This is a genomic window from Acinetobacter sp. WCHA55, from assembly GCF_002165305.2.
Taxonomy (GTDB): domain Bacteria; phylum Pseudomonadota; class Gammaproteobacteria; order Pseudomonadales; family Moraxellaceae; genus Acinetobacter.
Genome location: NZ_CP032286.1, coordinates 1,502,619 through 1,528,316, shown reverse-complemented (window position 1 = coordinate 1,528,316; position 25,698 = coordinate 1,502,619). Strand labels below are relative to the sequence as shown.

At 40.4% G+C, this 25,698-nt stretch carries 31 protein-coding genes; 3 read left to right on the top strand and 28 right to left on the bottom strand.

Annotated elements, in window-relative coordinates:
• Nucleotides 1-123: 123 nt before the first annotated feature.
• Together zapE and CDG62_RS10255 are read right to left on the bottom strand one after the other, a co-directional pair.
• Complete coding sequence (zapE, locus tag CDG62_RS10260; protein ID WP_087527134.1) at nucleotides 124-1,275, bottom strand: cell division protein ZapE; 1,152 nt, start codon at nucleotides 1,273-1,275, stop codon at nucleotides 124-126.
• Nucleotides 1,276-1,360: 85 nt separating this feature from the next.
• The gene (locus CDG62_RS10255) at nucleotides 1,361-2,368 is read right to left on the bottom strand and encodes an AraC family transcriptional regulator (RefSeq protein WP_087527133.1); all 1,008 of its coding nucleotides are present in this window, start codon (nucleotides 2,366-2,368) and stop codon (nucleotides 1,361-1,363) included.
• Between the two features lie 149 nt (nucleotides 2,369-2,517).
• On the opposite strand from CDG62_RS10255, the gene CDG62_RS10250 reads away from it, so the two are divergent.
• The 3 genes from CDG62_RS10250 to CDG62_RS10240 all read left to right on the top strand — a co-directional run bounded on the left by CDG62_RS10250 (nucleotide 2,518) and on the right by CDG62_RS10240 (nucleotide 5,349).
• Nucleotides 2,518-4,023: a flavin-containing monooxygenase gene (locus CDG62_RS10250; RefSeq protein ID WP_087527132.1), complete on the top strand. Its 1,506-nt coding sequence runs from the start codon at nucleotides 2,518-2,520 to the stop codon at nucleotides 4,021-4,023.
• Nucleotides 4,024-4,068: 45 nt separating this feature from the next.
• Nucleotides 4,069-4,977, top strand: coding sequence for a lysine exporter LysO family protein (locus CDG62_RS10245; protein WP_087527131.1), 909 nt, complete (start codon nucleotides 4,069-4,071; stop codon nucleotides 4,975-4,977).
• Nucleotides 4,978-5,142: 165 nt separating this feature from the next.
• The gene (locus CDG62_RS10240) at nucleotides 5,143-5,349 is read left to right on the top strand and encodes a hypothetical protein (protein ID WP_087527130.1); all 207 of its coding nucleotides are present in this window, start codon (nucleotides 5,143-5,145) and stop codon (nucleotides 5,347-5,349) included.
• Here the strand turns inward: CDG62_RS10240 and pyrF are convergent.
• The 26 genes from pyrF to rsmG form a co-directional block, all read right to left on the bottom strand.
• The gene (gene pyrF, locus CDG62_RS10235; RefSeq protein ID WP_087527129.1) at nucleotides 5,346-6,026 is read right to left on the bottom strand and encodes an orotidine-5'-phosphate decarboxylase; all 681 of its coding nucleotides are present in this window, start codon (nucleotides 6,024-6,026) and stop codon (nucleotides 5,346-5,348) included. The genes CDG62_RS10240 and pyrF overlap by 4 nt on opposite strands.
• Before the next feature lie 238 nt (nucleotides 6,027-6,264).
• The gene (locus CDG62_RS10230) at nucleotides 6,265-6,630 is read right to left on the bottom strand and encodes a lipopolysaccharide assembly protein LapA domain-containing protein (RefSeq protein ID WP_004696867.1); all 366 of its coding nucleotides are present in this window, start codon (nucleotides 6,628-6,630) and stop codon (nucleotides 6,265-6,267) included.
• Between the two features lie 17 nt (nucleotides 6,631-6,647).
• Nucleotides 6,648-6,953, bottom strand: a complete 306-nt coding sequence (locus CDG62_RS10225) for an integration host factor subunit beta (RefSeq protein WP_004696865.1) — start codon at nucleotides 6,951-6,953, stop codon at nucleotides 6,648-6,650.
• Nucleotides 6,954-7,114: 161 nt separating this feature from the next.
• Nucleotides 7,115-8,791: a 30S ribosomal protein S1 gene (rpsA, locus tag CDG62_RS10220; protein WP_004696863.1), complete on the bottom strand. Its 1,677-nt coding sequence runs from the start codon at nucleotides 8,789-8,791 to the stop codon at nucleotides 7,115-7,117.
• Between the two features lie 113 nt (nucleotides 8,792-8,904).
• A complete protein-coding gene (gene cmk, locus CDG62_RS10215; protein WP_087527128.1) occupies nucleotides 8,905-9,588 on the bottom strand; it encodes a (d)CMP kinase in 684 nt (227 codons plus the stop codon).
• 17 nt (nucleotides 9,589-9,605) lie between these two features.
• Nucleotides 9,606-10,037, bottom strand: a complete 432-nt coding sequence (locus CDG62_RS10210; protein ID WP_087527127.1) for an SRPBCC family protein — start codon at nucleotides 10,035-10,037, stop codon at nucleotides 9,606-9,608.
• A gap of 75 nt (nucleotides 10,038-10,112) precedes the next feature.
• Nucleotides 10,113-10,613, bottom strand: coding sequence for a tRNA adenosine(34) deaminase TadA (gene tadA, locus CDG62_RS10205; RefSeq protein WP_087527126.1), 501 nt, complete (start codon nucleotides 10,611-10,613; stop codon nucleotides 10,113-10,115).
• A 5-nt stretch (nucleotides 10,614-10,618) separates the two neighbouring features.
• The gene (locus tag CDG62_RS10200) at nucleotides 10,619-11,740 is read right to left on the bottom strand and encodes an enoyl-CoA hydratase/isomerase family protein (RefSeq protein WP_087527125.1); all 1,122 of its coding nucleotides are present in this window, start codon (nucleotides 11,738-11,740) and stop codon (nucleotides 10,619-10,621) included.
• Complete coding sequence (gene ung / locus CDG62_RS10195) at nucleotides 11,737-12,450, bottom strand: uracil-DNA glycosylase (protein ID WP_087527124.1); 714 nt, start codon at nucleotides 12,448-12,450, stop codon at nucleotides 11,737-11,739. Before ung ends, CDG62_RS10200 begins: the two co-directional genes overlap by 4 nt.
• A gap of 41 nt (nucleotides 12,451-12,491) precedes the next feature.
• Nucleotides 12,492-13,088 carry a 6-pyruvoyl trahydropterin synthase family protein gene (locus CDG62_RS10190; RefSeq protein ID WP_087527123.1) on the bottom strand — a complete coding sequence of 199 codons (597 nt, stop codon included), beginning with the start codon at nucleotides 13,086-13,088 and terminating at the stop codon, nucleotides 12,492-12,494.
• A 122-nt stretch (nucleotides 13,089-13,210) separates the two neighbouring features.
• Complete coding sequence (gspK, locus tag CDG62_RS10185) at nucleotides 13,211-14,161, bottom strand: type II secretion system minor pseudopilin GspK (protein ID WP_087527122.1); 951 nt, start codon at nucleotides 14,159-14,161, stop codon at nucleotides 13,211-13,213.
• A gap of 78 nt (nucleotides 14,162-14,239) precedes the next feature.
• A complete protein-coding gene (gene gspJ, locus CDG62_RS10180; protein ID WP_087527121.1) occupies nucleotides 14,240-14,860 on the bottom strand; it encodes a type II secretion system minor pseudopilin GspJ in 621 nt (206 codons plus the stop codon).
• The gene (gene gspI / locus CDG62_RS10175) at nucleotides 14,857-15,258 is read right to left on the bottom strand and encodes a type II secretion system minor pseudopilin GspI (RefSeq protein WP_087527184.1); all 402 of its coding nucleotides are present in this window, start codon (nucleotides 15,256-15,258) and stop codon (nucleotides 14,857-14,859) included. The genes gspJ and gspI overlap by 4 nt, the downstream gene beginning before the upstream one ends.
• Nucleotides 15,259-15,292: 34 nt before the next feature.
• Nucleotides 15,293-15,862, bottom strand: a complete 570-nt coding sequence (locus tag CDG62_RS10170) for a type II secretion system protein (RefSeq protein ID WP_087527120.1) — start codon at nucleotides 15,860-15,862, stop codon at nucleotides 15,293-15,295.
• A 12-nt stretch (nucleotides 15,863-15,874) separates the two neighbouring features.
• The gene (locus tag CDG62_RS10165; protein WP_087527119.1) at nucleotides 15,875-16,489 is read right to left on the bottom strand and encodes a TetR/AcrR family transcriptional regulator; all 615 of its coding nucleotides are present in this window, start codon (nucleotides 16,487-16,489) and stop codon (nucleotides 15,875-15,877) included.
• Between the two features lie 45 nt (nucleotides 16,490-16,534).
• A complete protein-coding gene (locus tag CDG62_RS10160) occupies nucleotides 16,535-17,308 on the bottom strand; it encodes a TatD family hydrolase (protein WP_087527118.1) in 774 nt (257 codons plus the stop codon).
• A 26-nt stretch (nucleotides 17,309-17,334) separates the two neighbouring features.
• The gene (locus CDG62_RS10155; RefSeq protein ID WP_058869739.1) at nucleotides 17,335-17,676 is read right to left on the bottom strand and encodes a PilZ domain-containing protein; all 342 of its coding nucleotides are present in this window, start codon (nucleotides 17,674-17,676) and stop codon (nucleotides 17,335-17,337) included.
• Between the two features lie 14 nt (nucleotides 17,677-17,690).
• Nucleotides 17,691-18,674 carry a DNA polymerase III subunit delta' C-terminal domain-containing protein gene (locus tag CDG62_RS10150; protein WP_087527117.1) on the bottom strand — a complete coding sequence of 328 codons (984 nt, stop codon included), beginning with the start codon at nucleotides 18,672-18,674 and terminating at the stop codon, nucleotides 17,691-17,693.
• Between the two features lie 19 nt (nucleotides 18,675-18,693).
• Nucleotides 18,694-19,455 (bottom strand): 3-deoxy-manno-octulosonate cytidylyltransferase, encoded by a 762-nt coding sequence (gene kdsB / locus CDG62_RS10145; RefSeq protein ID WP_087527116.1) that lies wholly within the window; start codon nucleotides 19,453-19,455, stop codon nucleotides 18,694-18,696.
• A gap of 8 nt (nucleotides 19,456-19,463) precedes the next feature.
• Nucleotides 19,464-20,468, bottom strand: a complete 1,005-nt coding sequence (gene lpxK / locus CDG62_RS10140) for a tetraacyldisaccharide 4'-kinase (protein WP_087527115.1) — start codon at nucleotides 20,466-20,468, stop codon at nucleotides 19,464-19,466.
• A gap of 3 nt (nucleotides 20,469-20,471) precedes the next feature.
• Nucleotides 20,472-22,199: a lipid A export permease/ATP-binding protein MsbA gene (gene msbA / locus CDG62_RS10135; RefSeq protein WP_087527114.1), complete on the bottom strand. Its 1,728-nt coding sequence runs from the start codon at nucleotides 22,197-22,199 to the stop codon at nucleotides 20,472-20,474.
• Nucleotides 22,199-22,621 (bottom strand): ExbD/TolR family protein, encoded by a 423-nt coding sequence (locus tag CDG62_RS10130; RefSeq protein ID WP_087013468.1) that lies wholly within the window; start codon nucleotides 22,619-22,621, stop codon nucleotides 22,199-22,201. The genes msbA and CDG62_RS10130 overlap by 1 nt, the downstream gene beginning before the upstream one ends.
• Before the next feature lie 8 nt (nucleotides 22,622-22,629).
• Entirely contained in the window at nucleotides 22,630-23,283 is a 654-nt protein-coding gene (locus CDG62_RS10125) for a MotA/TolQ/ExbB proton channel family protein (RefSeq protein WP_087527113.1), read from the bottom strand.
• A gap of 36 nt (nucleotides 23,284-23,319) precedes the next feature.
• A complete protein-coding gene (locus CDG62_RS10120; protein WP_087527112.1) occupies nucleotides 23,320-24,207 on the bottom strand; it encodes a ParB/RepB/Spo0J family partition protein in 888 nt (295 codons plus the stop codon).
• Nucleotides 24,204-24,986 (bottom strand): ParA family protein, encoded by a 783-nt coding sequence (locus tag CDG62_RS10115; RefSeq protein WP_087527111.1) that lies wholly within the window; start codon nucleotides 24,984-24,986, stop codon nucleotides 24,204-24,206. The genes CDG62_RS10120 and CDG62_RS10115 overlap by 4 nt, the downstream gene beginning before the upstream one ends.
• Before the next feature lie 25 nt (nucleotides 24,987-25,011).
• On the bottom strand, nucleotides 25,012-25,644 hold the full coding sequence (gene rsmG / locus CDG62_RS10110) for a 16S rRNA (guanine(527)-N(7))-methyltransferase RsmG (protein ID WP_004984861.1): 633 nt from the start codon (nucleotides 25,642-25,644) through the stop codon (nucleotides 25,012-25,014).
• Nucleotides 25,645-25,698 lie beyond the last annotated feature (54 nt).

Genomic DNA, 25,698 nt, shown 5'->3' with positions numbered 1-25,698 from the left:
TACACTTAAAACCAATATTCTCCCTCTTTCCTACACTGATTAAGCCATGATTATTCAAAAAAGTCGATAAATTAATCGATGAAAATGCACATAAAAAAAGCACCCTTTTAGGTGCTTATATTTTTAAATTTCTTCTTGTTGCTTACTTGCTTCAACTTGTATTTGACGATGGGCTTCATTCAAGTAATCATCTGACTGCATTTCCAATAAACGTGAACGCGTGCGTTCAATTTCAAAGGCTAATTTATCACCAGAGTATAAATCAATAATTGTATCTTCTGAAGTTAAAATCAGTTTTACCCCACGGTCATAAAACTCATCGACCAAATAAATAAAGCGGCGTGTCCCTTCAGAAAGATAATCAGTTAAATGCGGAACATTACTCACCAACACAGTATTATAAATATTTGCAATTTCGATAAAGTCAGCAGGACTCCGTGGTTTTAAGCACAGCTCTGAATACTCACACCATAAAACATCTTCGGTATGGCCGACCGTTTCTACAATACGATTATTAATAATAATCGGCTCATCTGAAATGGTTTGGGTCTGAGTTAGTGCGCTAAAACGCTGTGCGATCCAACGTTGGTGCTCATGTGTTAAGGGTGATTTAAAGAGTTGTGCTTGTTTTAAAACACGTAAACGGTAGTCCACGCCCGCATCTACATTTAAAATCACACACTGCTGTTTCACCATTTCAATGGTTGGAATGAAACGGTCTCGGTGAATACCATTTTTATATAAACCATCTGGTGCAATGTTTGAGGTCGCAACCAAGGTAATGCCACGTGCAAAAAGCTTTTGAAACAAATCACTAAGAATCATGGCATCTGTGACGTTCGAGACGAAGAACTCATCAAAACAAATGACCACCGCTTCTTTATAAATTTGATCCGCAACCGCATCTAAAGGGTTACGCTGACCTGAAAGCTTGTTAAGCTCACGATGTACATGTTGCATAAAGTGGTGAAAGTGCATCCGTGTTTTACGACGAAACGGAATTGAGTCATAAAACTGATCCATCAACCATGTTTTACCCCGACCTACACCACCCCACATATATACACCACGAGGAGAGGTTTGACGGCGGAAACGACGGAATGCTTTTTTAGATGCCTTAAAACGTTGAATTAATTCATGCCAAACGCGATCCAACTCATGAACGGCCTGAGCTTGTGCCTCATCAGACATAAACTGGCCAGATGCTAAGGCTTGCGCATAGCGCTCTGCAGGAGATAAAGGACTGAATGCTGTAGGTGAATTAAAATCTGACATATCATTTAATACTGTTTTTAGGCTATATCAATTATAGCGGAGTGGAAAAGTTAATATATAACACTTTGGCATAATTATGCTTAGGCTATTTCCCATATTGTCGTGGACTGTAACCAAACCACCGTTTAAACGCATGATTAAAGGCTGCAGGCTCCGAGTAACCCAATAACTCTGCAATCATTTCAATGGAATATTCCTGATATTCCATCAAATGAAGTGCACGGTCTTTCATTAATTGCTCACGAATTTGTTTATAACTGCTATTTAACTGTTGCAACTGGTGCCTTAAGGTTCGCTCTGGCAAATTCAGCGCTTGAGCTGTTTCAGCCATGGTCGGTAATAAACCACGTTGCAACTCCAAATAATCTTGTACTCGCTGAATCAAACTCGGCTGCTCTACCGTTTCCTCCAAACGCTGCAATTCCGCCTGACATTTGCCTGCATAAACGTTAAATGTCATCAAATCTGCAGAAGGTATCGGTACGCTTAAAACCCATTCATCAAACCAAAATTCAGCTTGTTGCGTACCAAAACTGACTTGTTGGCCATAAACCTGCTGATAGAGCACCAGTTTTTTCGCATCATCAGGTCGTGCAATAGGTAAAGTAATTCGAATCTCAGGCATTTCTAGCCCAATCATCTTATAAATATCTTGTAAAAACTTATAGGTACCCGCGATTTCAGAATGTGCACGCAACTGTCCCACAGGTGTTTGCAAGTCACGCGGTAGATAACACAGTGCAACTTGATCATTTTGTTTTTTCAAACCCAATAAGCCACTCAAATGCGTCAAACTTTGATAGCGAATACCCTGCTCTAATGCCGTGTGCGTCGTTGGGCTAGTCATCAATAACATCAGTAAAGGGCCATATCCTGCCAAGACATAATGCTGACCAATGAACAAGCCTTGCTCAGGCTCAACATCCTCTGCAATGATTTTCAAAATATCCCACTCAAGAGCAGGATGAATGATCGCATTCGGATCAAGCGACTCTACACGCAAACCAATGCTTTGTAACTTTTGATCGACTGCGACTCCAGCTTTACGCATTCCTTGAATTAAATACATCAAGCCAAGTACAGAACGTTTCATAATCAATTAAAAGCAAAATATTGGCCTATGTTTTACTACAACCATCCAACACTCAACAATTGCCGAATCTATCAATTTTCTTGTCAGGGCTATCATAGACCTTCTGGAAAGTTACTCTACAATGAAGAAAAACAAGAAGGAAATAGCAAATGCAGGTAGCAAACTTAACAGCTCCTCAGGTAAAAATCGCCATTATTGGCGCAGGTTTTGGTGGCTTAGCTATGGCTATTCGCCTTTTGCAAAACAATATTCGTGATTTTATCATTTTGGAAAAAGCCAGTGAAATAGGCGGAACTTGGCGTGAAAACCAATATCCCGGTGCTGCTTGTGATGTACAGTCACACCTCTATTCCTTGTCTTTCTCACCCAAGACTGATTGGTCTAAACGTTATGCTGAAGCACCTGAAATTTATCAATACATCCAAACACTCACTGCTGAACATCAATTACAGTCTTATATCCGCTTTAACACTGAAGTGAGTGCTGTACACTATTTAGAAAATCAGTGTTTATGGCAACTTACTCTCAATCAAACTGAAACACTAACCGCTCAATTTGCCATTTTTGCATCTGGTCCGTTGCATGTACCGCAAATTCCGCGTATTTCGGGTATCGAGAAGTTTAAAGGCAAAGTTTTCCATTCATCACAGTGGAATCATGACTATGATCTCAGCAATAAAAATGTTGCCTCTATTGGCACTGGGGGGAGTGCGATTCAATATATTCCTGAAATTGCAGAACAAGTGAAACAACTCTACGTACTGCAAAGGACAGCCGCATGGGTTATTCCTCGGGATGAACGTCGTTATTTACCGATTGAAAAAAAACTATTTGATCGATTTGATTGGTTTCGAAAAATTCATCGAGCACGTTTGTATTGGACAAATGAATCCCGTGTAGTTCCCATTATGAAACCACAGGTCATGAAATATGCACAAAAACTGGCAGAAGCTTATATTCGCCATCAAGTCAAAGACCCTGTAACCGCAGATAAGTTGATTCCCAACTATATTATGGGTTGTAAACGTATCTTGGTCTCCAACAAGTATTATCCGAGTTTTAACCGTAAAAATGTTGAATTGGTTACCGATGATATTTTGGAATTAACAGAGGACAGTATCATCACCAAAGATGGGAAAAAGCGTGCAATTGACTGCCTCATCTATGGCACAGGTTTTGTGACTGACCCACGTATTTATCTTAAATCCTTTAGCTGTAAAGGAATAAACCATGTTGAGCTTACAGACGCGTGGAAAGATGGGGCTGAAAGTTACTATGGAATTAGCACCAAAGGCTTCCCAAACTTATTCCAGCTTTTAGGGCCCAATACAGTCTTAGGGCATAACTCGGTTATTTTTATGATTGAGTCACAAGTGAATTACATTCTACAGCTCATCGAGATGGCAGAAAAAACCCGATCTCAAGCAATCGTTGTGAAAGCAGATACTCAAGATCAGTTTAACCAACATTTACAAAGTCAATTTACCAACACCATTTGGCAATCTGGCTGTGTGAGTTGGTATCAACAAGAGGATGGAAAAAATTTCTCTTTATGGCCCAGCTATACATGGAAGTATTGGCTAAAAACACGAAAAGCTAATCCAGCAGACTATCGTTTTTTAAATTCCAAGCAAGATAGTCAAGCAATAAATTAAGATCACGGTCATAATAAGTTAGTATTTTTTCACACTTTACTTGACATGCAATCATTTTGGTTGATTTTTCAGCTTCTTATTTGTTTAGCACTAGGATTTATTTTGGCACGTCGTTTACCCAAATGGCTTGAACGACTTGCCTTTCAAATTCTGCCCTATTTTACTTATATTCTCTTAATTGCAATTGCGATTGAGTTCTCAACGACTTTGCATAGCATTGCCGAACCTTGGCAGATACTCAATCATGCATCTCTTTTAGCAGTTATGACCAGTATCGGTGCTTTTGTCTGTTGTTACATATTATTTAAACTTTTGGGCTACCAACCGAGTCACGGCAAAGTGTCCATGAGCCTTGTGAGCAAATCCTTAATCAATATCAGTTATGCATTTATCGCACTGGCCTTAGGTTATGGTTTGGCAGAGCTATCTTCAAATTTCGGCTATACGCTTCATATCAGTACGTGGAACTTGTTACTAGTTTTCATGTTTCTGATCGGGCTTGATTTGGCCTATTCACCACTAGATCGCTCATGGTTGAACTGGCAAATCCTGCTCGTTCCACTTGGTTGTATTCTGGGTTCAATTATTGGGGCTTTTGTAACAGCCTATTTTGTACCGAGTATTCAACTAAAAGACTTGATTATGTTGTCTCAAGGTTATGGTTTTTACTCTATGACTGGCATTGTGGTCACGGAGTTAAAGAATGCACATTTAGGCAGTATTGCACTGATGAATGATTTGTTCAGAGAAATTTTTGCGATTGTGTTTATGTACATCATTGGCTGGCGTTACCCTCGCTCTGCGATTTCATCTGCAGGAGCCACAGCAATGGATGTCACCCTACCGATGGTCAAACAAGCCTGCGGGAATGACTTTATTCCACATGCTATGGTCAGCGGTTTTATCTTGTCTGTCCTGGCGCCTATTGTTGTCAGTGTTTTGGCAGCAGTATAAGTCATCTTACGATCATCATGCCTCTTCACATGAGGTGTGATGCTACACTCAATATTTATCTTTTCATCTTTTAAAATAAACAGCCCCAGTTTATATCAATCTTTTTCACCAGATCACCCACCGCCTCAACCATTGTTACACCTAGTTGATAGCTGAACAACAGCTATGGCTGATACCCAAGCAGATGAATTAGTGGAGTCTTCATCTTGTTCTTTTAAATCCAGATTCATTTCAGTGGCTTCCTTTACAATCGCACTGCGTAATTCAGTATTTTGCTTTGGTATAGTCAGTTTAAGCTCAAATGCTTCTTTTTTTAAAAAAATGTATAAAAAAGCCTTTCAAATGAAAGGCTTTTTAGAGTTTTATATTTAGAGCGTTGCGAGAATGTCTTTAAGCGTTTGACATGGGCTAGCGGACTGTGTAATTGGACGACCAATGACTAAATGAGTTGCGCCATCTAGCATGGCTTGCTTTGGCGTTACGATACGCTTTTGGTCATCCGCACTTGAGCCCTCAGGACGAATACCTGGTGTCACCAATGCAAACTCTGAACCCAAAGCCTCACGCAGCATTTTTGCTTCTTGCGCTGAACATACCACACCATCTAAACCACTATCTTTAGTCAATTTCGCTAAACGTTTGACTTGTTCAAATGGTTCAATATCCAGACCAATATCGGCTAGATCTTCACGACCCATCGAAGTTAACACCGTTACTGCTATCAGTTGAGTGCTATAGTTGCCAGCCTTTAAGCGCTCAACACAGGTTTCCATCATTTTACGGCCACCTGAAGCATGGACATTTACCATCCAAACTCCCATATCTGCAGCAGCACATACCGCTTGCGCAGTCGTATTTGGAATATCGTGAAATTTTAGATCTAAAAAGACTTCAAAGCCTTCACCATGTAAAGCTTTAACAATAGATGAGCCTTCATGGGTAAATAATTCTTTACCGACTTTTACACGGCATAATTGAGGGTCTAATTGCCCAGCAATCGTCATTGCGTCATAATGACTTTTTGCATCTAAGGCAACAATAATACTCATGGGGAGACCCTTCAAACTCACAAAATTATGGCATTATACGGATTAAGCCTAAAACGACCAAGACTATTTTTCTAAAAACCATTTAAAATTCAAACTAAGTTCTTTATTCATATAATTTTTATATAGTTATCAATATTTTAAATCACAATAAAAAACGCCTTTAGCTATATATCCAAAGGCGTTTAAATCAAACTTGCTTCAATACTTTTAAGATAGAAATCTTACTTGATATTGTGGCTTAAAGCGGTGTAGAAGGACGATCATTAGGATTGATATCTAACACCGTTTTCTCATGTCTTGTATGTGCCGCAGCTTCAGCCGCAGCCAACTGAGCGGATTGAATCTGCTCTTTACGAAGGTGATCAATGTCTTTACGTAGTCGCTTAATTTCCCAACCTTTCTGGAATACACGAAATACCTGAACACCAATTAACAAACCCAACACAATCCCTAAAGCCATTGTCAATAATAACAATAGACCTAAACGCATTGCTGGAACCTGTATAAACAACAGATCAACGGTTAGCTCAGTTCCGTTTTGTAGTACCAAAGCTAGACAGTAGCCAAACAGTACAATTAATAATGCGAATAATACGTAACGCATAAGCACCCCAATAAATTTTATTCGCCTGCAGTCTCGTTTACTGCATCACGTAATGCTTTACCTGGTTTGAAATGTGGGACAGCTTTAGCAGCCACTTCTACCGACTTACCCGTTTTAGGATTACGCCCAACACGAGGCTCACGATGATGGAGTGCGAAACTACCAAAACCACGAATTTCAATACGATTATCTGAAGACAAAGATGCAATCATTTGATCAATCATAATCTTAACAGCTTCTTCCACTAATGGCTCTGCTAAGTGCGGGTTTTTAAGAGAAATACGCTCTATTAAGTCAGACTTATTAAGTGCTTCAGTAGTCATCTGCGACCTCTTTAATTATCAAGCTACCTTGTAGATAGATTGATAATAACCTGTTTAAATACAAAACTGTAGCGTAATAAGTGAATACTACGCTACCGTTTATTGTATTTGTGTAAAAAGTATTAGTTAACTTACATTAACAATACAATTCAAACATCTACTTAGTTGCCCATTTGAGCTTTGATCAAATCACCAATAGTCTTAGGACCATTGTCTTGACCAGTAGTCGCTGTCTTCAAGTTAGCAACTGCTTCTTTCTCTTCAGCTTCGTCTTTCGCTTTGATAGACAAGTTGATAGAGCGAGATTTACGATCTACGTTGATGATTTTCGCTTCAACTTCTTGACCAACTTCAAGGAACTTAGTTGCATCTTCAACGCGGTCGCGGTTGATTTCAGATGCTTTAAGAGTCGCTTCAACTTCGTCAGCTAACTTAAGTGTTGCGCCACGAGCATCAACAGCAGTTACAGTACCTTTTACAAGTGCACCGCGTTCGTTAGCAGCTAAGAAATCGTTGAACGGATCGCTGTTCATTTGCTTGATGCCAAGGCTGATACGGTTGCCTTCAGCGTCTACAGACAAGATAACAGCTTCAACTGTGTCACCTTTCTTGTAACGACGGATAGCTTCTTCGCCTTGTTCGTTCCAAGAAATGTCAGACAAGTGAACTAGACCATCGATACCGCCTGGTAAACCGATGAAGATACCGAAGTCAGTGATTGACTTGATCGTACCTGAAACTTTTTCACCTTTGTCGTGGTTCTTAGCAAACTCTTCCCATGGGTTAGCACGAGTTTGTTTGATACCAAGAGAAATACGACGACGTTCTTCGTCAACTTCAAGAACCATAACATCAACTTCATCACCAATCTGAACAACTTTAGATGGGTGGATGTTTTTGTTCGTGTGGTCCATTTCAGAAACGTGTACTAAACCTTCAACGCCTTCAGCGATTTCTGCGAAACAGCCGTAGTCAGTTAAGTTAGTTACGCGAGCTTTAACGATTGAACCTTTAGGGTAACGATTCATGATCGCTAACCATGGATCTTCGCCTAATTGCTTAAGACCTAAAGATACGCGGTTACGTTCTTTGTCAAACTTAAGTACTTTAACAGTAACTTCTTGACCAACTTCAACAACTTCTGATGGGTGCTTGATACGTTTCCAAGCCATGTCAGTGATGTGAAGAAGACCATCAATACCGCCAAGGTCAACGAATGCACCATAGTCAGTAAGATTTTTGATAGTACCAGTAACTGTTTGACCTTCTTCAAGCTGAGCAAGAAGAGCTTCACGGTCAGCTGAAGATTCAGCTTCCATAACAGCACGACGAGATACAACAACGTTGTTACGTTTAGCATCAAGTTTGATTACTTTAAATTCTAACTCTTTACCCTCTAAGTGAGTAGTATCACGAATAGGACGAGTATCAACTAAAGAACCTGGAAGGAACGCACGAACTGGACCGATGTCAACAGTGAAACCGCCTTTAACTTTACCAGAGATAACACCAGTAACGATTTCGCCGTCTTCAAAGATTTTTTCAAGTTTAGTCCAAGTTTCAGCACGTTTCGCTTTTTCACGTGATAAAACTGTTTGACCCATGCCATTGTCAAGTGCTTCAACAACAACATCAACAGTGTCGCCAACTTGAACTTCAAGTTCGCGTTGTTCATTTAAGAATTCAGCGCGGTCAACAATACCTTCTGATTTAAGGCCAGTGTCAACTGTTACCCAATCAGAATCGATGTTTACTACAACGCCTTGGATGACAGCACCCTTTTCAACGTTGAGGTTTAATTCGCTTTCTTCAAAGAGGGCTGCAAAAGATTCGGTCATGATATACCTGATAAAGTCAGCGGTCTTGGATCAGACAAGGCCGGTTTAGTTAAGCGTCTACATAGTCCATATTGAACTGATCAAGCTATGCTTCTGCTGAATATAAAAATTCGTTAATTTGCTAATTGCTTATCTATATAAGCCGTCATGAGCTGAAACACCTCATCAATGTTCAATTCAGAACTATCAATGATGTAGGCATCAGCCGCTGGTTTGAGTGGAGCAACTTCTCGCTCCATGTCACGTTTATCACGCGCCTCAATATTAGCTAAAATATCGTTTATTTTAGCATCCAGCCCCATACCCTGCAACTGCTTTACTCTGCGTTCAGCACGAGATTGGGCTGAAGCGGTTAAATAAATCTTGGCTTGAGCCTCTGGAAAGATGGATGTTGCCATATCTCGACCATCTGCAACCAAGCCTGGCGCTTGTGCAAAAGCATGTTGACGATCGATCAATGCAGCTCTAAGCTCAGGAATTGTTGCAACTTTTGATGCAAACTCACCAACCTGCTCAGTTCGAATGGTTTGGCTAACATCTTCACCATTAAGCAAGACGTGTGTGCCTTGTGCAGAACTTAAAAATTGTATGTCTAAATGTTTAGCAATTTCGACACATTGACTTAGCTCACTTGACAAAGCATCTAACAAATCATGTTGATGCAATGACAGGCCCAACAAGCGATATAACGCTCCTGAATCAAGTAAATGGAATTGATAATGGGCTGCTATTTTTGCAGCCAGAGTGCCCTTACCCGAACCACTTGGACCATCAATTGTGATTATTTGAACTGTCATTGCTTACCCAAAGTTTGTTATACAGATTTAGCGAGTTTTGAAAATCCTAGTTTAATCGCAGATTTAAGCTGTGCAAGGATTAATTTACTTACAAAAGGTGCACGTGCCTGTAATTCAATCGTATAGGTCACTAACGTTTTATTCGAGTCAATCGGTTCAAACTCAATAATACCCAAATGATGTTTGATGAGTGGATTTTTAATAATCTTGTATTCAATACGCTCATTCACATTCATTAATGTGATTTGCTCTTGTAACGGCTTAATTGGCCCAAAACCCATACGACGGATTGAACCAAGCCCATCTGGACGTCCAGGATCTGCTGAGTCTTTCACACGCACCACTTGGACTGGCGCAAAAGCGACGTTATAGGTTGAGTGTTTAGACAGTAAATCAAACACCTGCTCTACAGGTGCATTAAATTCTTTTTTAATCTGAATATTATTCATAGTTATTCCAGCGCCTTATTTGACAATAATAATTGTCATTTTATTTTACATGAAATTATTATTTTACAAATGGATTCATCCCTTTTCTTGTAGACGGGAGAGTCGCTTTTGTTCGCGGCGCATTTTAAAAAAATGACTGAGCTGCTGCGAGCATTGCTCATGCAAACAACCTGATTCAACCAAGAACTGATGATTATAATAACCTGTTTCAAATAATTTACGTGCACTTACAAGAGAGCCCGCTTTCGGTTCTGTCGCACCAAATACCACTTTTGAAACGCGTGCATGCACCAAAGCACCAACGCACATGGTACAAGGCTCAAGCGTCACATACATGACCGCATCATCAGGCAACCGATAGTTTTGTATATTTTGACAGGCATCACGCAGTGCTTGAACCTCAGCATGTGCGGTAGGATCATTGAGCGTAATAGGCGCATTAAAGCCCGAACCAATAATTTTGTTTTGACTCACAATGACCGCCCCAACAGGGACTTCATCTTTTGACGCTGCAATAGCAGCCTGCTCTAAAGCAAGCTGCATCCATTCACTATCTGTTTTTAAAACATCAGTCATAAAGATTAGATTACATCATAATGTTTAAGGAGTTCATTCCAGCTTTCAATACTAGTTGTCGGTGGATTACCAGCAAAAATACCCTTTAAGCTGTTACTAGCCCCCTGTTTCCATGCTGGCGACAAATCTTTATCCACTAAACGCGCACGTACACCTTCAACAAAATCGGCATGGCGAATTTTCCAGTCCGAAATTTGGGTTTCAAGCTCAAATATTTCATTCCAAGAATGAACTTGCTTGCCCCACTGCCATAATAACCATGTTAGCGCAGCAGTGGTTGGTGAGCCTTTTTGCAAGTTTTCACTGGCTTGACGAAGCCAATCACTACGTGCATCACTTAAACCAACAATAGCATCATAATCATGCTCGAAGTTCACACCCCGACATACACTATGGATGACATCCAAAGAGTTCTGCAATGGGCCTGGGCCTACAGGACGATGCATACTGTTTAATGTATCATCAATGGCTCTAAAATCACCTGCTGGATAATGACTCCAATCAATATTGATGACTTTCTCCAGCACCGTATTACGCTGCGCATCACAAATGTGTGTTGCCCAACCAATACCATATGCACCCGCGGCCGTCATGATTGAACCCGTTAAGCCCGTGAACAAACCAATCGCTCCACGATCCGCCAAGAAACGCGTTGCACCCACATCTGGGTACAAACCAATATTGATTTCAGGCATCGCTAAACGTGAATGCGGTGTCACTAAACGGAATGGCGCTGCCATAAACAGACCTAAACCACCGCCCATGACATAACCTTCACCCCAGACCAAGACAGGCTTAGCATAGTTGTGTAGTAATAAATCTAAAGCATATTCTTGCTCAAAGAACTGATTCGCTGTTTCAACTTCATCGTTAATCACTAGTTGACGAAGTTTACGTACGTCACCGCCCGCACAGAACGCTTTTGGTGTAGTTGAATCCAACCAAATGGCTTTCACTGCGTCATCACTATGAAAATCTTGAAACACCTCAAATAAAGCAGAAACAATAGTTTCATCTAAAGCGTGAAGTGATTTTGGTCTATTCAGACGAACAATGCGCCAACCATTTTTTGCTTCTTCTACAATCAAATCTGGATGGTAGTTTTTAGAAACGGGAGAATATGTCATGCGTCCAGCTGCCAATCTATAGGCTCAATGCCATGTTGTTTAAGATAATTATTGGATTTTGAAAAAACTTTACAACCGAAGAATCCACCACGGTTTGCTGCTAAAGGTGACGGATGTGCCGCCTTCAACACCAAATGCTTTTCTTGATCAATCCGTTGTCCTTTCCGCTGCGCATATGCTCCCCAAAGAATAAAAACAATATGCTCACGCTGTTCATTTAAAACATCAATCACATGATCGGTAAAGTCTTCCCAACCTTGTTTTTGATGTGATGTGGGTTGACCAGCTTCAACGGTTAATACACTGTTCAACAGCAAAACGCCTTGCTGCGCCCAACGCGTTAAATCCCCATGTTTAGGAATGTCAATTCCTAAATCTTTATTTAACTCATGGAAAATATTACGTAAAGATGGAGGTAATGCAAGCCCCTTTTGCACAGAGAAACTAAGCCCATGTGCCTGATTTGGCCCATGATATGGATCTTGTCCAAGTATTACCACTTTTACATTTGCCAAAGGCGTCCTATTAAATGCATTAAAAATCAGCGCATTTGGCGGATAAATCACTTTATTCGCCTTGATTTCTGTAACAAGAAATTGCTTTAACGCATCCATTTTTGGACTCAGTAAAAAATCACTTAATCCATATTTCCAACTGGCATCCAGCTGAATTTTATCAAGCTTGGTTTGCTGTTGTTCTGTTAAAGACATACTTGCGCCTTATTCCTTGACTTTATATTCTGTGACAAATTTCACAATTTGACTTGCAATTCTACATTCGGATTATGAAATTTGATACCTTCTTTTAACCTGCTATACATTTCAGTATCATTCCATTCTGCTTGAATTTGCTCTGAAAATTCTATTTCATTAAGAGCTAAAAGTCCCATCTGCTCATTTTCAATATCTTCAATAAAACTCTGCGCATAGCCCGTATCGGTCTCATGCACAATCACTGAATACACTTCTACATCACCCTCACCGTTTTGAGTCACGGTCGACGCAAGCACCTGCTGTGCAAGATAAAAGAAAATGCGTGAAAATTGCTCAGCCGATGGCGAAACAGGCAGCGATACCCAACGCGCACTAAACGTTTTACACGCTTGGATGTATTCTGGATTATCGTTTTGCCAAAAACAAATCGCATGATCAAAAGAGTCATAAAGGTCTTTAATCACTCCTTTCAGCAAGCCAAAGTCATAAACCATTTGACCATGATCTAATTTCGATGCTTTGAGGAGTAATTCAACTTTATAACTATGGCCATGAATAGAGCGTTTACAGCGATCCGATGTACAGTTGCGTACAATATGGGCATTTTCAAACTTAAATAACTTACGAATTAACATATGCCGTAATGCAATCAAACTTTCTGAGAATTGACTTTAATTATAAAGCAAAAGTAAACCTATGCTCATTTATTTTATTGTTCAATCCAATTGGTAAATCATATCAGTCTTACATTTACCCTTTAAAACGGCGACATGCTCCGATAAGCCACATATACCGCTCGATCTTTTCGCACCAAATCACTACTAAACTGACGCTTCCGTTCATTCAACAAGACTTCAATTCTCGCTTTAAAATAGTTCGATTGAACCCCAAGAAAATCATTAACAGCAGCCCGCTGAGCCTCGTCCACCTGTTTAAACGGATCAATTTCCCACAGTTCATTTACATTGGAAAAATGCTCCAAGTTAGCCTGTCTTTGTTTTTGTAAATTTTGAATGGTAGAGACATCCAACTTAGGATCAATACTGGCCAACACCAATGCAGGTGCAGTGTTGATATTCACCTTTAACTCATTGCTCGGCAAAGCACTCACATAAGGTGCAATCAGTTGATAGTTGCGCCCCTCAAACCCCCGCACCAACTTTAATTGTTCAATATTATAAAAAGCACGATTTGATGCCAAATACCCCTGAGCTAAACTTTGATAATAAGCAGATTCAGCCCCCATCGGCCCACTGACTTCATCATCTTCATCTTGCCAATCAATCACTGCTTCTGAAAGCTGCGCAGGTAACCCAACACGTACCAACAGCTTTTCAAACCAAAGTTTTGCAGCCTCATTCGGCTTTTTATCCGACTTAACTAAAGCATTTAAATTAAATTTTCCCGACTCATCTTCTAAACGCCCAGAAACAAAACCATCCTCCACTGGAAAAGCAGGCATGGGCTTCGCCCACGTTTCTTGTAGATGATCAACCTCTGCTGCATTTTGAGCATCATCCACCAACAGCTCAGAAAAAAAAGCTTCAGCACTTTTTGCGTATAACAGAGCTTGGTTTTGTCGCATTAAATAAGCCGTACTCTCTGCGGTATTGCGCTGATGTTTCGCAATTGTAGCTGCAAGGATCGTTGCTAAAGCCACCATCACCAAAATGGTGATCAATGCAATGCCATGCTGAGAGTGCTTCAAAAGATCCCCCTATTTACAACGAATACATTTAAAGAAAAAAGGTTTTGCATACAGTCCTTGAGTTTCATATCCTGCAACTTAATTTTTTTGTTTTAAAAAGTCTGTATTTAATAGACTAAACACCCATTCATAACTCACCTCATTGACGGTGAGGTTTATTTTTAAACCACGCGGTAGTATTTTTGCTTGAGTCACATCATTTTCACTCAATGCTACCTTAGGCCATTGTGCCATTTCATTTGGATTGAGCACCATCACTTGAAATTGATCGACCGACTCCATTAAGACACTGGTTTCAGGTTGGTCATGACCTATTTGATTTAAATTTTTATATTTATAACGGTACAGTTTTTTTTCATCTGCTTTATAAATATATTCCACTCGCTCTTCAGGCGGTATGCCCTGCATTAAAGGATCAGTCACGCCAGTTTTACTAAAGGTTAACTGACCATTTTGCAACATGACTGCGGGTTGAATTTGCCCCGCAACATTGGCAGTAATTGGAACAATTTGCACAGTGTCACGTAACACTTGTTGATATGCTTCCTGTAGCTGACTTAAGCGCTGTTCATGTTGAGTGTTGCGTTCTTTAATCTTGATTAGATAATCAAAAACCTTCCACCCCAAAGCTGAAAGTACAGCAAAAATAGCGATTGCCACCAATAACTCGACCAAAGTAAAGCCTGAGCGTTTTTTCATGGTTGGCTTCCATCACGATGGTTAAAAAAAACTAAACTCGTAACACCCGAATCTACTTTTCCAGTTTCAGGATTCACCAAGCCCACTTGCACATTGACGCGTTGGACATTAGCACTGATCGTTGCTTGCGCTGATTTATCAATTTGCCAAGTTTCACCTTGTTGGCTGATTTGTTTAGAGGCCGTGCCTTGTAGCCAATCACGATTAATTTCCATCATCGAAATTTCATTCAGGGCAACAAATTGTGCCTTAGTACGTAAAATCGCATGTGCAGTAGATTGAGTATATTGCACACCCACTTTAGTTAAAGCGACCGCTGCCGTGGCAAAAATAGCCAACGCCACCATCACTTCCAGCAACGTAAATCCTGAGCACGGATTAATGAAGTAGCATTTCATTCGAGCACAAGACGGCAAAGTATTCTTTAAATCTTTAGCTCGCATTTATTTTACCCAAATGATCAATTTCAATTTCGGCACCCACGGGCTCATTGGCATAATAAAATTGAATACGAACAGGTTTTGCTTCGCCATTTCCCAACCAAATCAGTTTATGAGCGCTCTCTTGGATTAAATCACCATTTCGGGCTTGGGAAACATCATAATCTAAGGATTGCACAGCAAAAGAAACATTTTTAGCTAACACTTGCTGCGGGAACTCATTATATTTTTGCCATTTTTGTTGATTCAGCATTACATTATTTTGTTGTTCTGTTTGCATGGTGAATTGAGGTTTTTTATATTCAACAACATTATAAGAAAAATCAGTTACATCGGTTGCAGGATGAATTTCTAGTGCCAAAACACGTGCTTGGTCATTTGCCTCACGTGCAATTTTCTGTACATCCATGATAAAAAAATCACGGGCTTGCGCTGCTTTACGTTGATCGACCCCATCTATATTCAACATCACCAATGACGCCATAATGGCCATAATAACAATAACCACCATCAATTCAACCAGTGTGAATCCTTGAATCCTTGAAGGTGGTTTCAGTTTCATACATCCTATCCGCTAAGCAAGATATCCTGCTGCACCCATTTGTTTAGGCATCGCCAGAGCTTGGTCGATGTAGGCCACGCGTAAAGTATCACGCGAACCCAAATAACGTTGATAAAAACTAGAGTTCAAAATCGCCGCGGCACCATGCGTCAAAGACCAAATCGATGCTAAATAATCACGAACTGTCATTTGACTCTCTATCGACTCCAAATACCGCTCGGTCATACGGATAATTAAACGTAGACGTTGCTTTCGAATTTGATAAAGCTCAGTAAATAAATGATAAATCCCAACACCCGTGGTGGATAGCCGCTCTTCTATTTGATGAAACAACACCGTACGTTCAGGATGATGCAAATGATGTAACATAAAAAAAGCTAGATGTTCAGGGAACTGTTTATCTGTATCTTTAATCATTTCAAGCAACATTTGCTCATTACGAATAATGAGCAACATATAGAGTTCATCTTTACTTTGAAAATGTTTATAAAGCGTACCTTTTGCTAGATCTAATTCTGCAGCCAATGCATCAAGGGTCATCCCTGCTTCGCCATTTTCTAAAAGTAACTGTTCAGCCACTTGGAAAATTAACGCTTCTCTTGCTCGAAACTGAGCCTGACGATCCATTTTCACCCTAGTACTCTCTTATACGCTTTTATCGTTTCAATTTATTTACTTCATGTTGAGAAGGTTTTCAAAGTTCTGTGTTGTGATGAAAGCCATCTCTTCCAAGGACTTATCATATACATCTGCCAAGGCTTTGGCTACATAAGGAACGTACTTTGGCTCATTCGACTTTCCTCTATATGGCATCGGTGCTAAATAAGGACTATCCGTCTCAATTAATAAGCGATCTAAAGGAACTTGCTTTGCCACATCACGCAGGTCTTGCGCATTTTTAAAAGATACAATCCCTGAAAATGACACATAATAACCGCAGTCAAGAACAGCTTTGGCGGTTTCCCAGTCTTCTGTAAAACAATGCAAAATACCATGTGTAGATTTTTCAGCGCGAATAATATCAACAGTATCGTGTTTGGCAGAACGAGTATGCACAACAACTGGTTTTTTTACGGTTTGTGAAGCATGGATATGTCGTGCAAAACAGTCTTTTTGCTCAGCAATGAAATCTGTACTATGAAAATAGTCGAGGCCAGTCTCACCTATCGCCCAAACTTTTTCAGGCTGTGCCAACTCAATTAAATAGTCTGTACTCGCGCGGGCCATGGTTTCAGGATCTTCACAAGGATGTACCCCGACGCTGTAGCCCACATCGTCATGCCGTGCTGCAATTTTTGCTAGCTTAATATGATCATCAATATCAACCGAGATACTCATAAAGCGATGAACGCCCGCTGCACGTGCTTGCGCTAATGCTAAATCCAAATCCCCACCATAAGGAGTTAAATCTAGCATGGTTAAATGGCAATGCGTATCTACAAACACAGGCGTTTCCTACTTCATGTACTTAATTACATAGTGTAACTAGTTCGCCCTTCAGACTTAAGACCTGCAAGCAACTTTTCCGCTTCTGATTTGTAATAAACCCCTTTCTCCCCAGAAAGTTGAATGCCAAATCCTTGGAGTTTAATTCCATTTTGCTTTTGCGAAATCCAAATCACTTTACCTGTGAGAGGAATTTTCTGTGCTTGTTCTGGCAATGTTGCCAAAACAAAGACTTCTTCTCCCATTTTTACAGGTTGTTTGGATGGAATAAATAAACCACCACCGACTACAAAAGGCATGTAGCTTGCATATAATGTGGCTTTATCTGGAATATTGGCTTGAATGATTCCGCCCATACGTGGTTGCATAAAATTCCCCTGTTTTAAACATCCATCAACCGAATACACAATTGGTCGAGCACTAAATTAGTTTGTACGTTTTGTTCAATATATTGTTTTGACTGTTGTAGCTCAGCATAAATTGAAAATAAAGTTTCAAGTGAATACCGCTCTGCCAGCACACTAAAATCCAAATCAGTATTTTTTAACTGCTGATTTAGCTTGACACAAATCAAATCTGACAACAAGTACTCAAACATTTGACTAAAATCACTAAATGCCAGCGCTTTATTCCACTTAGTCGCAATTGCCATTGGCGTATTTTTAGCCACCACCAACTTTTGCCAATCCTTTAAGAATTCAACACGTTGAGGAATCCATTCACTCTCAGACAACCTAATTGCCTGCAATGGCATATGATTGGACAAATTCATCAACAAATGTTGCTGCGCCAAATCACTATGAGGCAAATGCTGATTCAAAAATTGCTCCGCTTGCTGCTGATTAATGCGATCCAAAGCAAAATGCTGCAAACGACTTCGAATGGTCGCAGGCAGTTTTAAATAGTGTTCTGCCAATAAAATGATAACAACACGATCGCCCGGTTCTTCAAGCGTTTTCAATAAAGCATTGGCTGAAGCTGTATTTAAAGCCTCAGCAGGTTCAATCATGATGACACGCCAACCGTCCACCGTTTGTTGCACAAAAGGCAGAAGATCACGAATTTTCTCAATTTTGATTTTGGCATTTTGTTTCTTATTGTCTTCATCAGTAGTAATGTACACATAATTGGGGTGTGTATCCGCCTTTAACCATTGACAACTTCCGCACTCCCCACAGGCCAAATGATTTGGCTGCCGCTTAGCACATAAGACCCATGCAAGGAACTGCTCAGCAAAAATCTCTTTACCACAACCTTTTTTACCATAAAACAATAAACCATGGCCAATATTGGGAAAGCGCGTGGTTAAAGTTTCCCAAACATTTTGATGCCACGGATAAATCTGCTCAGGCAGCGTTTGCTTCATGTAGATGACCTAAGTTCTATTATGCAAAATGAGCCACATCCATGGCATTTAAACGATCTAAATCTTCTTGTGTATCCACACCCGGTGGTAAGTTTGCTTCCGCAATATCGATAGCAATACGATGCCCATTCTCCAAAACACGCAACTGCTCAAGACTTTCGAGCTTTTCGAGTGTACCCATATCCCATGTCACATACTCTTGAAGCAGTTTCACGCGGTAAGCATACAAGCCCAAATGACGAAAGGCCTGATTATGCAACGTTTGTTCCAGTTGTTTTGCAGCATCGCGGTCATATGGAATGGTGGCACGACTAAAGTAAAGTGCTTGCTTGTACTTTGACATCACCACTTTAACAATACTGTCACGTTTAAATTCATCTAAATGCTGAATTGGTTCACACAAAGTCGACATTGAACAATCAGCTTGTGACTCTAAAAGTTGCGCGACTTGCTTGACCAAAGCCGCTGGCAATAAAGGCTCATCACCTTGAACATTCACAATGATATCTTCGCTGCCCCAGCCCTTAATTTTTGCCACTTCACTTAGACGGTCTGTTCCCGAAGGATGATCCGCTGAGGTCAATACCACATCCACGCCTTCAGCCATGCAGAGGTCATAAATTCGCTGATCATCTGTTGCAACACAGAGATCATCAAAACCCTCAACTTTCTTTGCCTGATCAACGACCCGTAAAATCATTTCACGGCCATGAATTTTAAGGAGTGGTTTTCCAGATAAACGTGTGCTTGCGAAACGCGCTGGAATAACAATATGCTTCATAAAAGACCTTAAGAAATTTCAATACCTACAGCGGTGAGCTGTTGATGTAAGGTGTCATAACACGCCGTCGATAACACCGCATCGACAGGAACAACCCAAATATCGCGGGCAAAACTAGGATTTTGTTTGAGCAGCGCTAAAATTTTCACTGCATCTTTTTCAGTGGTAATGATGGGATTGGCATCATCAAAGACCAAATCCTCTAACTCATATTCATAATGATCGGCAAACTCATGACACTGGAACTGCTGCACTCCCATACGCTCTAAAGTACGATAAAAGCGTTGCGGAAACCCGATCCCCACGACCGCATAAAAATCATCTTGCGGATTGAAAGCTTTTGCCTCTGTACTATTCAACAAGTAAGGCTCTGCAACCTCTAAGTGCATGTGCATTGTACGAGTTGGATGATCTGCATGCTCGATCACTACGCCTTGATCCAGTCTAGACTTTGGCTCTCGTAAATAACCTTCGGGCAATAACTTTTCATTGCCTAGTCCGCGATTATTGTCCAGAACAATCCATTCAATTTGGCGATTCAAAGCCCAATGCTGAAGCCCATCATCACTAATAATCAGATCAATGGGATAGTGAGATAAAAGTAGCTCAATACTTTCTTGGCGATTTGGACCCACTGCCATTGGCACATCTGTAGATTGCACGATAAGAGTTGGCTCATCACCTACATTTTCAGGTAATGAGTTAAGATCCACCATAGTCGGAAATGGGCCTTTAGCACCATAACCACGACTGATTACACCCACTCGAATATTCTTACTTTGTAGATAACTCACTAAGTGAATAAGTAGAGGGGTTTTACCACTCCCGCCCACGGTAATATTACCAATCACCATGACAGGTATTGGAGCCGTATAGGCTTTTTTAATATTACACTTATACAACTTACGGTTTAGAAGAAAACCGCCTCGATATAACCAAGACAGCGGACGAAACACAATTAACCACTTTGCCTGTGAGTTCCAAGCATCCTGAATAAACTGCGCACCTGACATGACTTAGTTTTCCTCAAAATTACGCTGATGGAGTTGGTAGTAAGCACCCTGCTTAGCAATAAGCTCAGCATGTGTACCTTGCTCTACTATACGCCCTTTATCCATCACTACAATACGGTCCGCATTCTCAATAGTGGATAAACGATGCGCAATTACAATCGTGGTCCGATCTCGCATTGCAGCGTCGAAGGCACGCTGAATAAAGTACTCTGATTCATTATCAAGCGCGCTAGTGGCTTCATCCAATATCAGTACAGGCGCATTTTTCAAAATCGCACGAGCAATGGCTATACGCTGGCGTTGACCACCTGATAAATTGAGACCTTGCGCCCCCAACTTGGTGTTGTAGCCTTGCGGTAAAGCCATAATAAAGTCATGTGCATAAGCTGCTTTTGCCGCTGCAATCACCTCTTCATCCGAGGCATTTTCAAGCTGACCATAGGCAATATTGTCACGAACAGTGCGGTTAAATAAAACCACTTGTTGATTGACCATTGCCACTTGGGTACGCAGACTATTGATTTCAATATCGTGAATATCGATACCATCAAAGAGAATTTGGCCCGAGGTCGTATCTTGAAAACGCACCAGTAAATTCACTAAAGATGTTTTACCAGCGCCAGAACGCCCGACTAAAGCAATCGTCTCACCTTCTTTTACGCTCAGATTAAAATCATGCAATGCGTGATGGCCATCGGTATAAACTAGGTTCACATGTTTAAAGTCAATATTACCTTTCAACACTGGCGTTAAAGCCCCAACATTTTTTTCTTCAGGTAAATCTAAAATTTCAAAAACTGAATGTGCTGCCGCCATCCCCCTTTGAATTTTTTCATTCACGTCTGTCAACGCCTTAATTGGCTTACTCAACATACCCGCTGCAGTAATATAGGCTACAAATTGACCTGCACTGGTATCTTGTAAGATCTCTGGTCGTAGTGCGATCCACATGACGATGCTCAGAGCAATCGACATAATTAATTGGACAACAGGACTGTTCAGCTGTTGCACAACCACCATTTTCAGGCCACGACGTAAATTTTCTAAAGATGTATCTCTAAAGCGTTGTTGTTCATAAGTCTGTCCGCCAAAGCCTTTCACCACCAAGTGACCATTGACCGTCTCTTGTACCACGTGATTGACATCACCCATAGTATCTTGGACTTGAATAGAAAGCTTACGCATGCGCTTTGCCGCTTTACGGATAAGTAAACCAATCAGCGGTGCAAAAATCAAAATACACAAGGTCAGACGCCAATTGCTATAAATCAAGTACCCCAACAGTGCAATGGTGATTAGACCTTGTTGAACAATAGTTTTTAATGATTCTGAAGATGCAGCGGTAAGCTGCTCCACATTAAACATAATCTTCGCAGTGATATGACCACTGTTATTATCTAGATAATACTGTGCAGGAAGGCGCAATAATTTTGCAAAAACTTCTTGGCGAATATTAAAGACCAAGTTTCTAGAAATAACAGCCGTAAAATATCCCCCCATGAACAAACCTAGCCCACGGAAAAACATCACAACAACAACTAAAATTGGGAACAAGGTTGTAAAACCTTGATCACGGTGTTGAATCGCTTCAATAATTTTTTCAAGTAATTTAGCAACAGAAACTTCTGTCGCGGCATTTATAGCAAAACCGACCACCACAAGAATTGCTACGCCCCAATAAGGTTTTAAATAGCTAAGTAGACGTAGATAAACTTTAAAATCGTGTTTCACTAATAACCTCGAGAAGGCACTTTGGTACTAATGTTGATATTTACAAATCCTAACTGACCAGCCACATCCATCACTCGGATCACATCCTGATGGGTTGCTTTTGCATCCGCAGCAATCACAAACATTAGATCACGACGGTCATTGGAAATCTGTTTAATTGCGGTATTTAATTCTGAAACATCTTTCGATGCGATAGACTGACCATTAATTGAATAATGCCCTGTGGAATCCACCACCACTTCGATTTTATGATCAAATGTTTTCGGCGGAACCCCTTGCGCATCGGGCAAGGTTAAATTCATACGACTAAATTGATTGAATGTAGTGGTCAGCAATAAAAACACCAAAATAAATAATAAGCAATCAATCATTGGTGTAAGGTTAATATGAACATCTTCAACTTGCGTGCGTTTGAATTTCATACTTCACCCTAGCTCGCTTGTTTCACAACAACATTATCGTGGCTTTCAAGCACAGTTTCTGTTTGCTTATAAAATAAAGCCGCATGAAACAACGTCGATTGCTGCTCTAATTCAGCAACGTACTCTTGAACCAAACGCTGAAAATAACGATAAGCAAATAATGCAGGAATCGCTATGAACATTCCTGCTGCAGTTGTAATCAGTGCTTTAGAAATCCCCGGAATCATCAGTGTTGGATTACTACTGTTACCAATATCAATCATTAAAAATGACTCGATAATCCCAAGTACCGTCCCCAATAACCCTAAAAGAGGCGCGACAGCGCTCAATGTTCCTAAAAAATTGATATTTTTTTCAAGATAGCCAATTTCCTGAGAAGCGGTTGCTTCCATCTGCGCACGTGCAAACTGCTCACCTTGTTCCTTACTTTGATAACCCGCTTGCAAAATACGACCCAATGTAGTTGCCTGTAAATCTTGATTTTGTTTAAGTTTAGGCAAAACCATTTGGACACTTTGCGCTGGGTTTAATAGCAAATCTTTCGGTAAAATAGTGGATTTCTTCAGGCGAATAAAACGCTCTAAGCTAATCGCAACAGTAAAGATCGAACAGAGTACAAGGGGCAGCATAAGCCACCCACCTGCTTTTACCAATTCCCACATAACACTTCCCCAAGTATTTAGAAATAGAAAATAAAATTATTCAGCTAAGCAAATATTCAAAATACCATCCAACTCATCGAGTGAGTGATAATGAATCGTGAGCTTGCCTTTCCCTTGTTTATTATGATCAATTTTGACATTTGCACTAAAACGATCAGTCAATCGCTGTGTCAATTGCTGAAGATCTGGTGCAATTTCAGTTTTGGCTTTTTCTTGTTTAGGCGCATTTAGATCACGGACATATTGTTCAGTTTGGCGAACGGATAAACTTTTCTCTATCACCAATTCTGCGACTTTCAGTTGGTCTTTCCCTTTCAAAGTCAAAATGGCACGAGCATGCCCCATGTCCAACAACCCTTGCTGCATAAAGTCTTTAACTTGCTCAGCTAAACTTAATAAACGCAGCAAATTACTTACTGTAGTACGCGCTTTACCTACCGTATCCGCAATTTCTTGATGGCTTAAACCAAACTCTTCATGAAAACGCTGTAATGCCATCGCCTGATCGACAGGGTTTAAATCTTGACGTTGAATGTTCTCAATCAACGCCAGTGCAATTGCAACTTGGTCTGTTAAATCACGAACAATGGCTGGAACTTGTGTTAAACCAGCAAGTTGAGCCGCACGCCAACGGCGCTCACCCGCTATAATTTCATAAGGATGCTTTTCATTATCAATTGGACGAATCACAATGGGCTGCATTACACCATGTTTTTCAATCGATGCCGCTAATTCTTGTAAGTCTTGCTCATTAATAAAACGACGTGGTTGATATTCACCACGTTGTAATAGATGTACATCAATTTGTTTTAGCTGACCGTGATCAAGAGCTTGTGCTTCAAGTTGTAATTTCTCTTTTTGGATGGAACCGAGTAAGGCATCTAAACCACGACCTTTTGCCAGTCCACGTTTTTTAACGGTCATGCGTTACTTCCTTTTTTCACTTTGCTTTTCTTAATCATTTCAGCTGCTAAATGTAAATAAGCAACTGCACCCTTCGAACTTTTTTCAAAATAAATCACTGGTAAACCATGCGCAGGTGCTTCAGCTAGACGCACATTACGTGGAATGACGGTGTCATAGAGTTTTTTGCCAAAGTATTGTTCTAATTCTTCAGATACATCACGTGTCAGTGCATTACGTGCATCATACATGGTGCGTAGAACACCAATAATTTTTAACTCAGGATTCAATGCTTGTTGAATACGATCAATGGTCTGTGTTAAATCTGCCAAGCCTTCCAAAGCGTAGTATTCACACTGCATTGGAATCATCACACCATCCACCGCTGCCAGTGCATTAACTGTGATCAAGCTTAAGCTGGGCGCACAGTCCACAATGATGTAGTCATATGCTTGTTCAATTTCTTGCAACGCATCACGCAGAATAAACTCACGCCCTTCTTGCTCGGCAATCGCAAGTTCAACTCCCGCCAACTCACGGTTTGCACCCAAGACCTTATAACCTACCTCCGCCTTGGTAATCGCAGTCTCTATAGGTACTTCACCCAGTAAAACATCGGTCACTGAATACAGTAAGTCATTTTTTTGAATGCCCGAACCCATGGTCGCATTGCCTTGCGAGTCCATATCAACCAATAAAACACGCTTTTTAAGTACTGCTAAAGATGCAGCCAAATTTACTGCGGTTGTGGTTTTACCTACACCACCTTTTTGGTTCGCAATCGCAATAATTTGTGCCATGACCCGCCCAATCCTTTGATTTTTTTTAGATACGTTTTAATAAAAGTAAGTGTCGTTGTTCGTCCAAACGTGGAACTTTTAACGCAATAATGTCACAACTAAATTCGTTTTTGAATGCTTCAACTTCGTCATGCGGAACCAAACCTTTCATAGATGCAATAATACTGTCTTGGTGCATATAAGGCTTCGACGCATTAATAAAATCAGTTAAAGAAGCAAATGCACGACTGGTAATCACATCAAACTGACCTAAATCATGGATGCTATCTTCATTTTCAACACGCGTTTGAACTGCAATTACATTGGTTAATTTTAAGTCTGCAATAAACTGTTTTAAAAAACGAATTTTTTTACCATTGGAATCGAGCAAAACACATTGGCGCTCAGGTTGGCATAGAGCAATAATCATGCCCGGCATACCACCGCCAGTGCCAATATCCAGCAAACGACCTTTCGGTAAATCTTTTAAAATACTTAAACTATCTAATAGGTGCTTCACCAGCATTTCTTTTGGATCGCGAATCGCTGTTAAATTGTAAGCTTTGTTCCACAGCACAAGTGCGTCTTGATACTTCAGCAATAAATTTAATGCTTCTTCACTTAAATCTAAGCCAAGCTTTTGACTACCTTGCTTTAAGTCTTGAAAAAATGGATGCATAAAGAAGACATCTCAATAAAATTAAACTGAAGTATACCGATTTCTCAGCCGTGG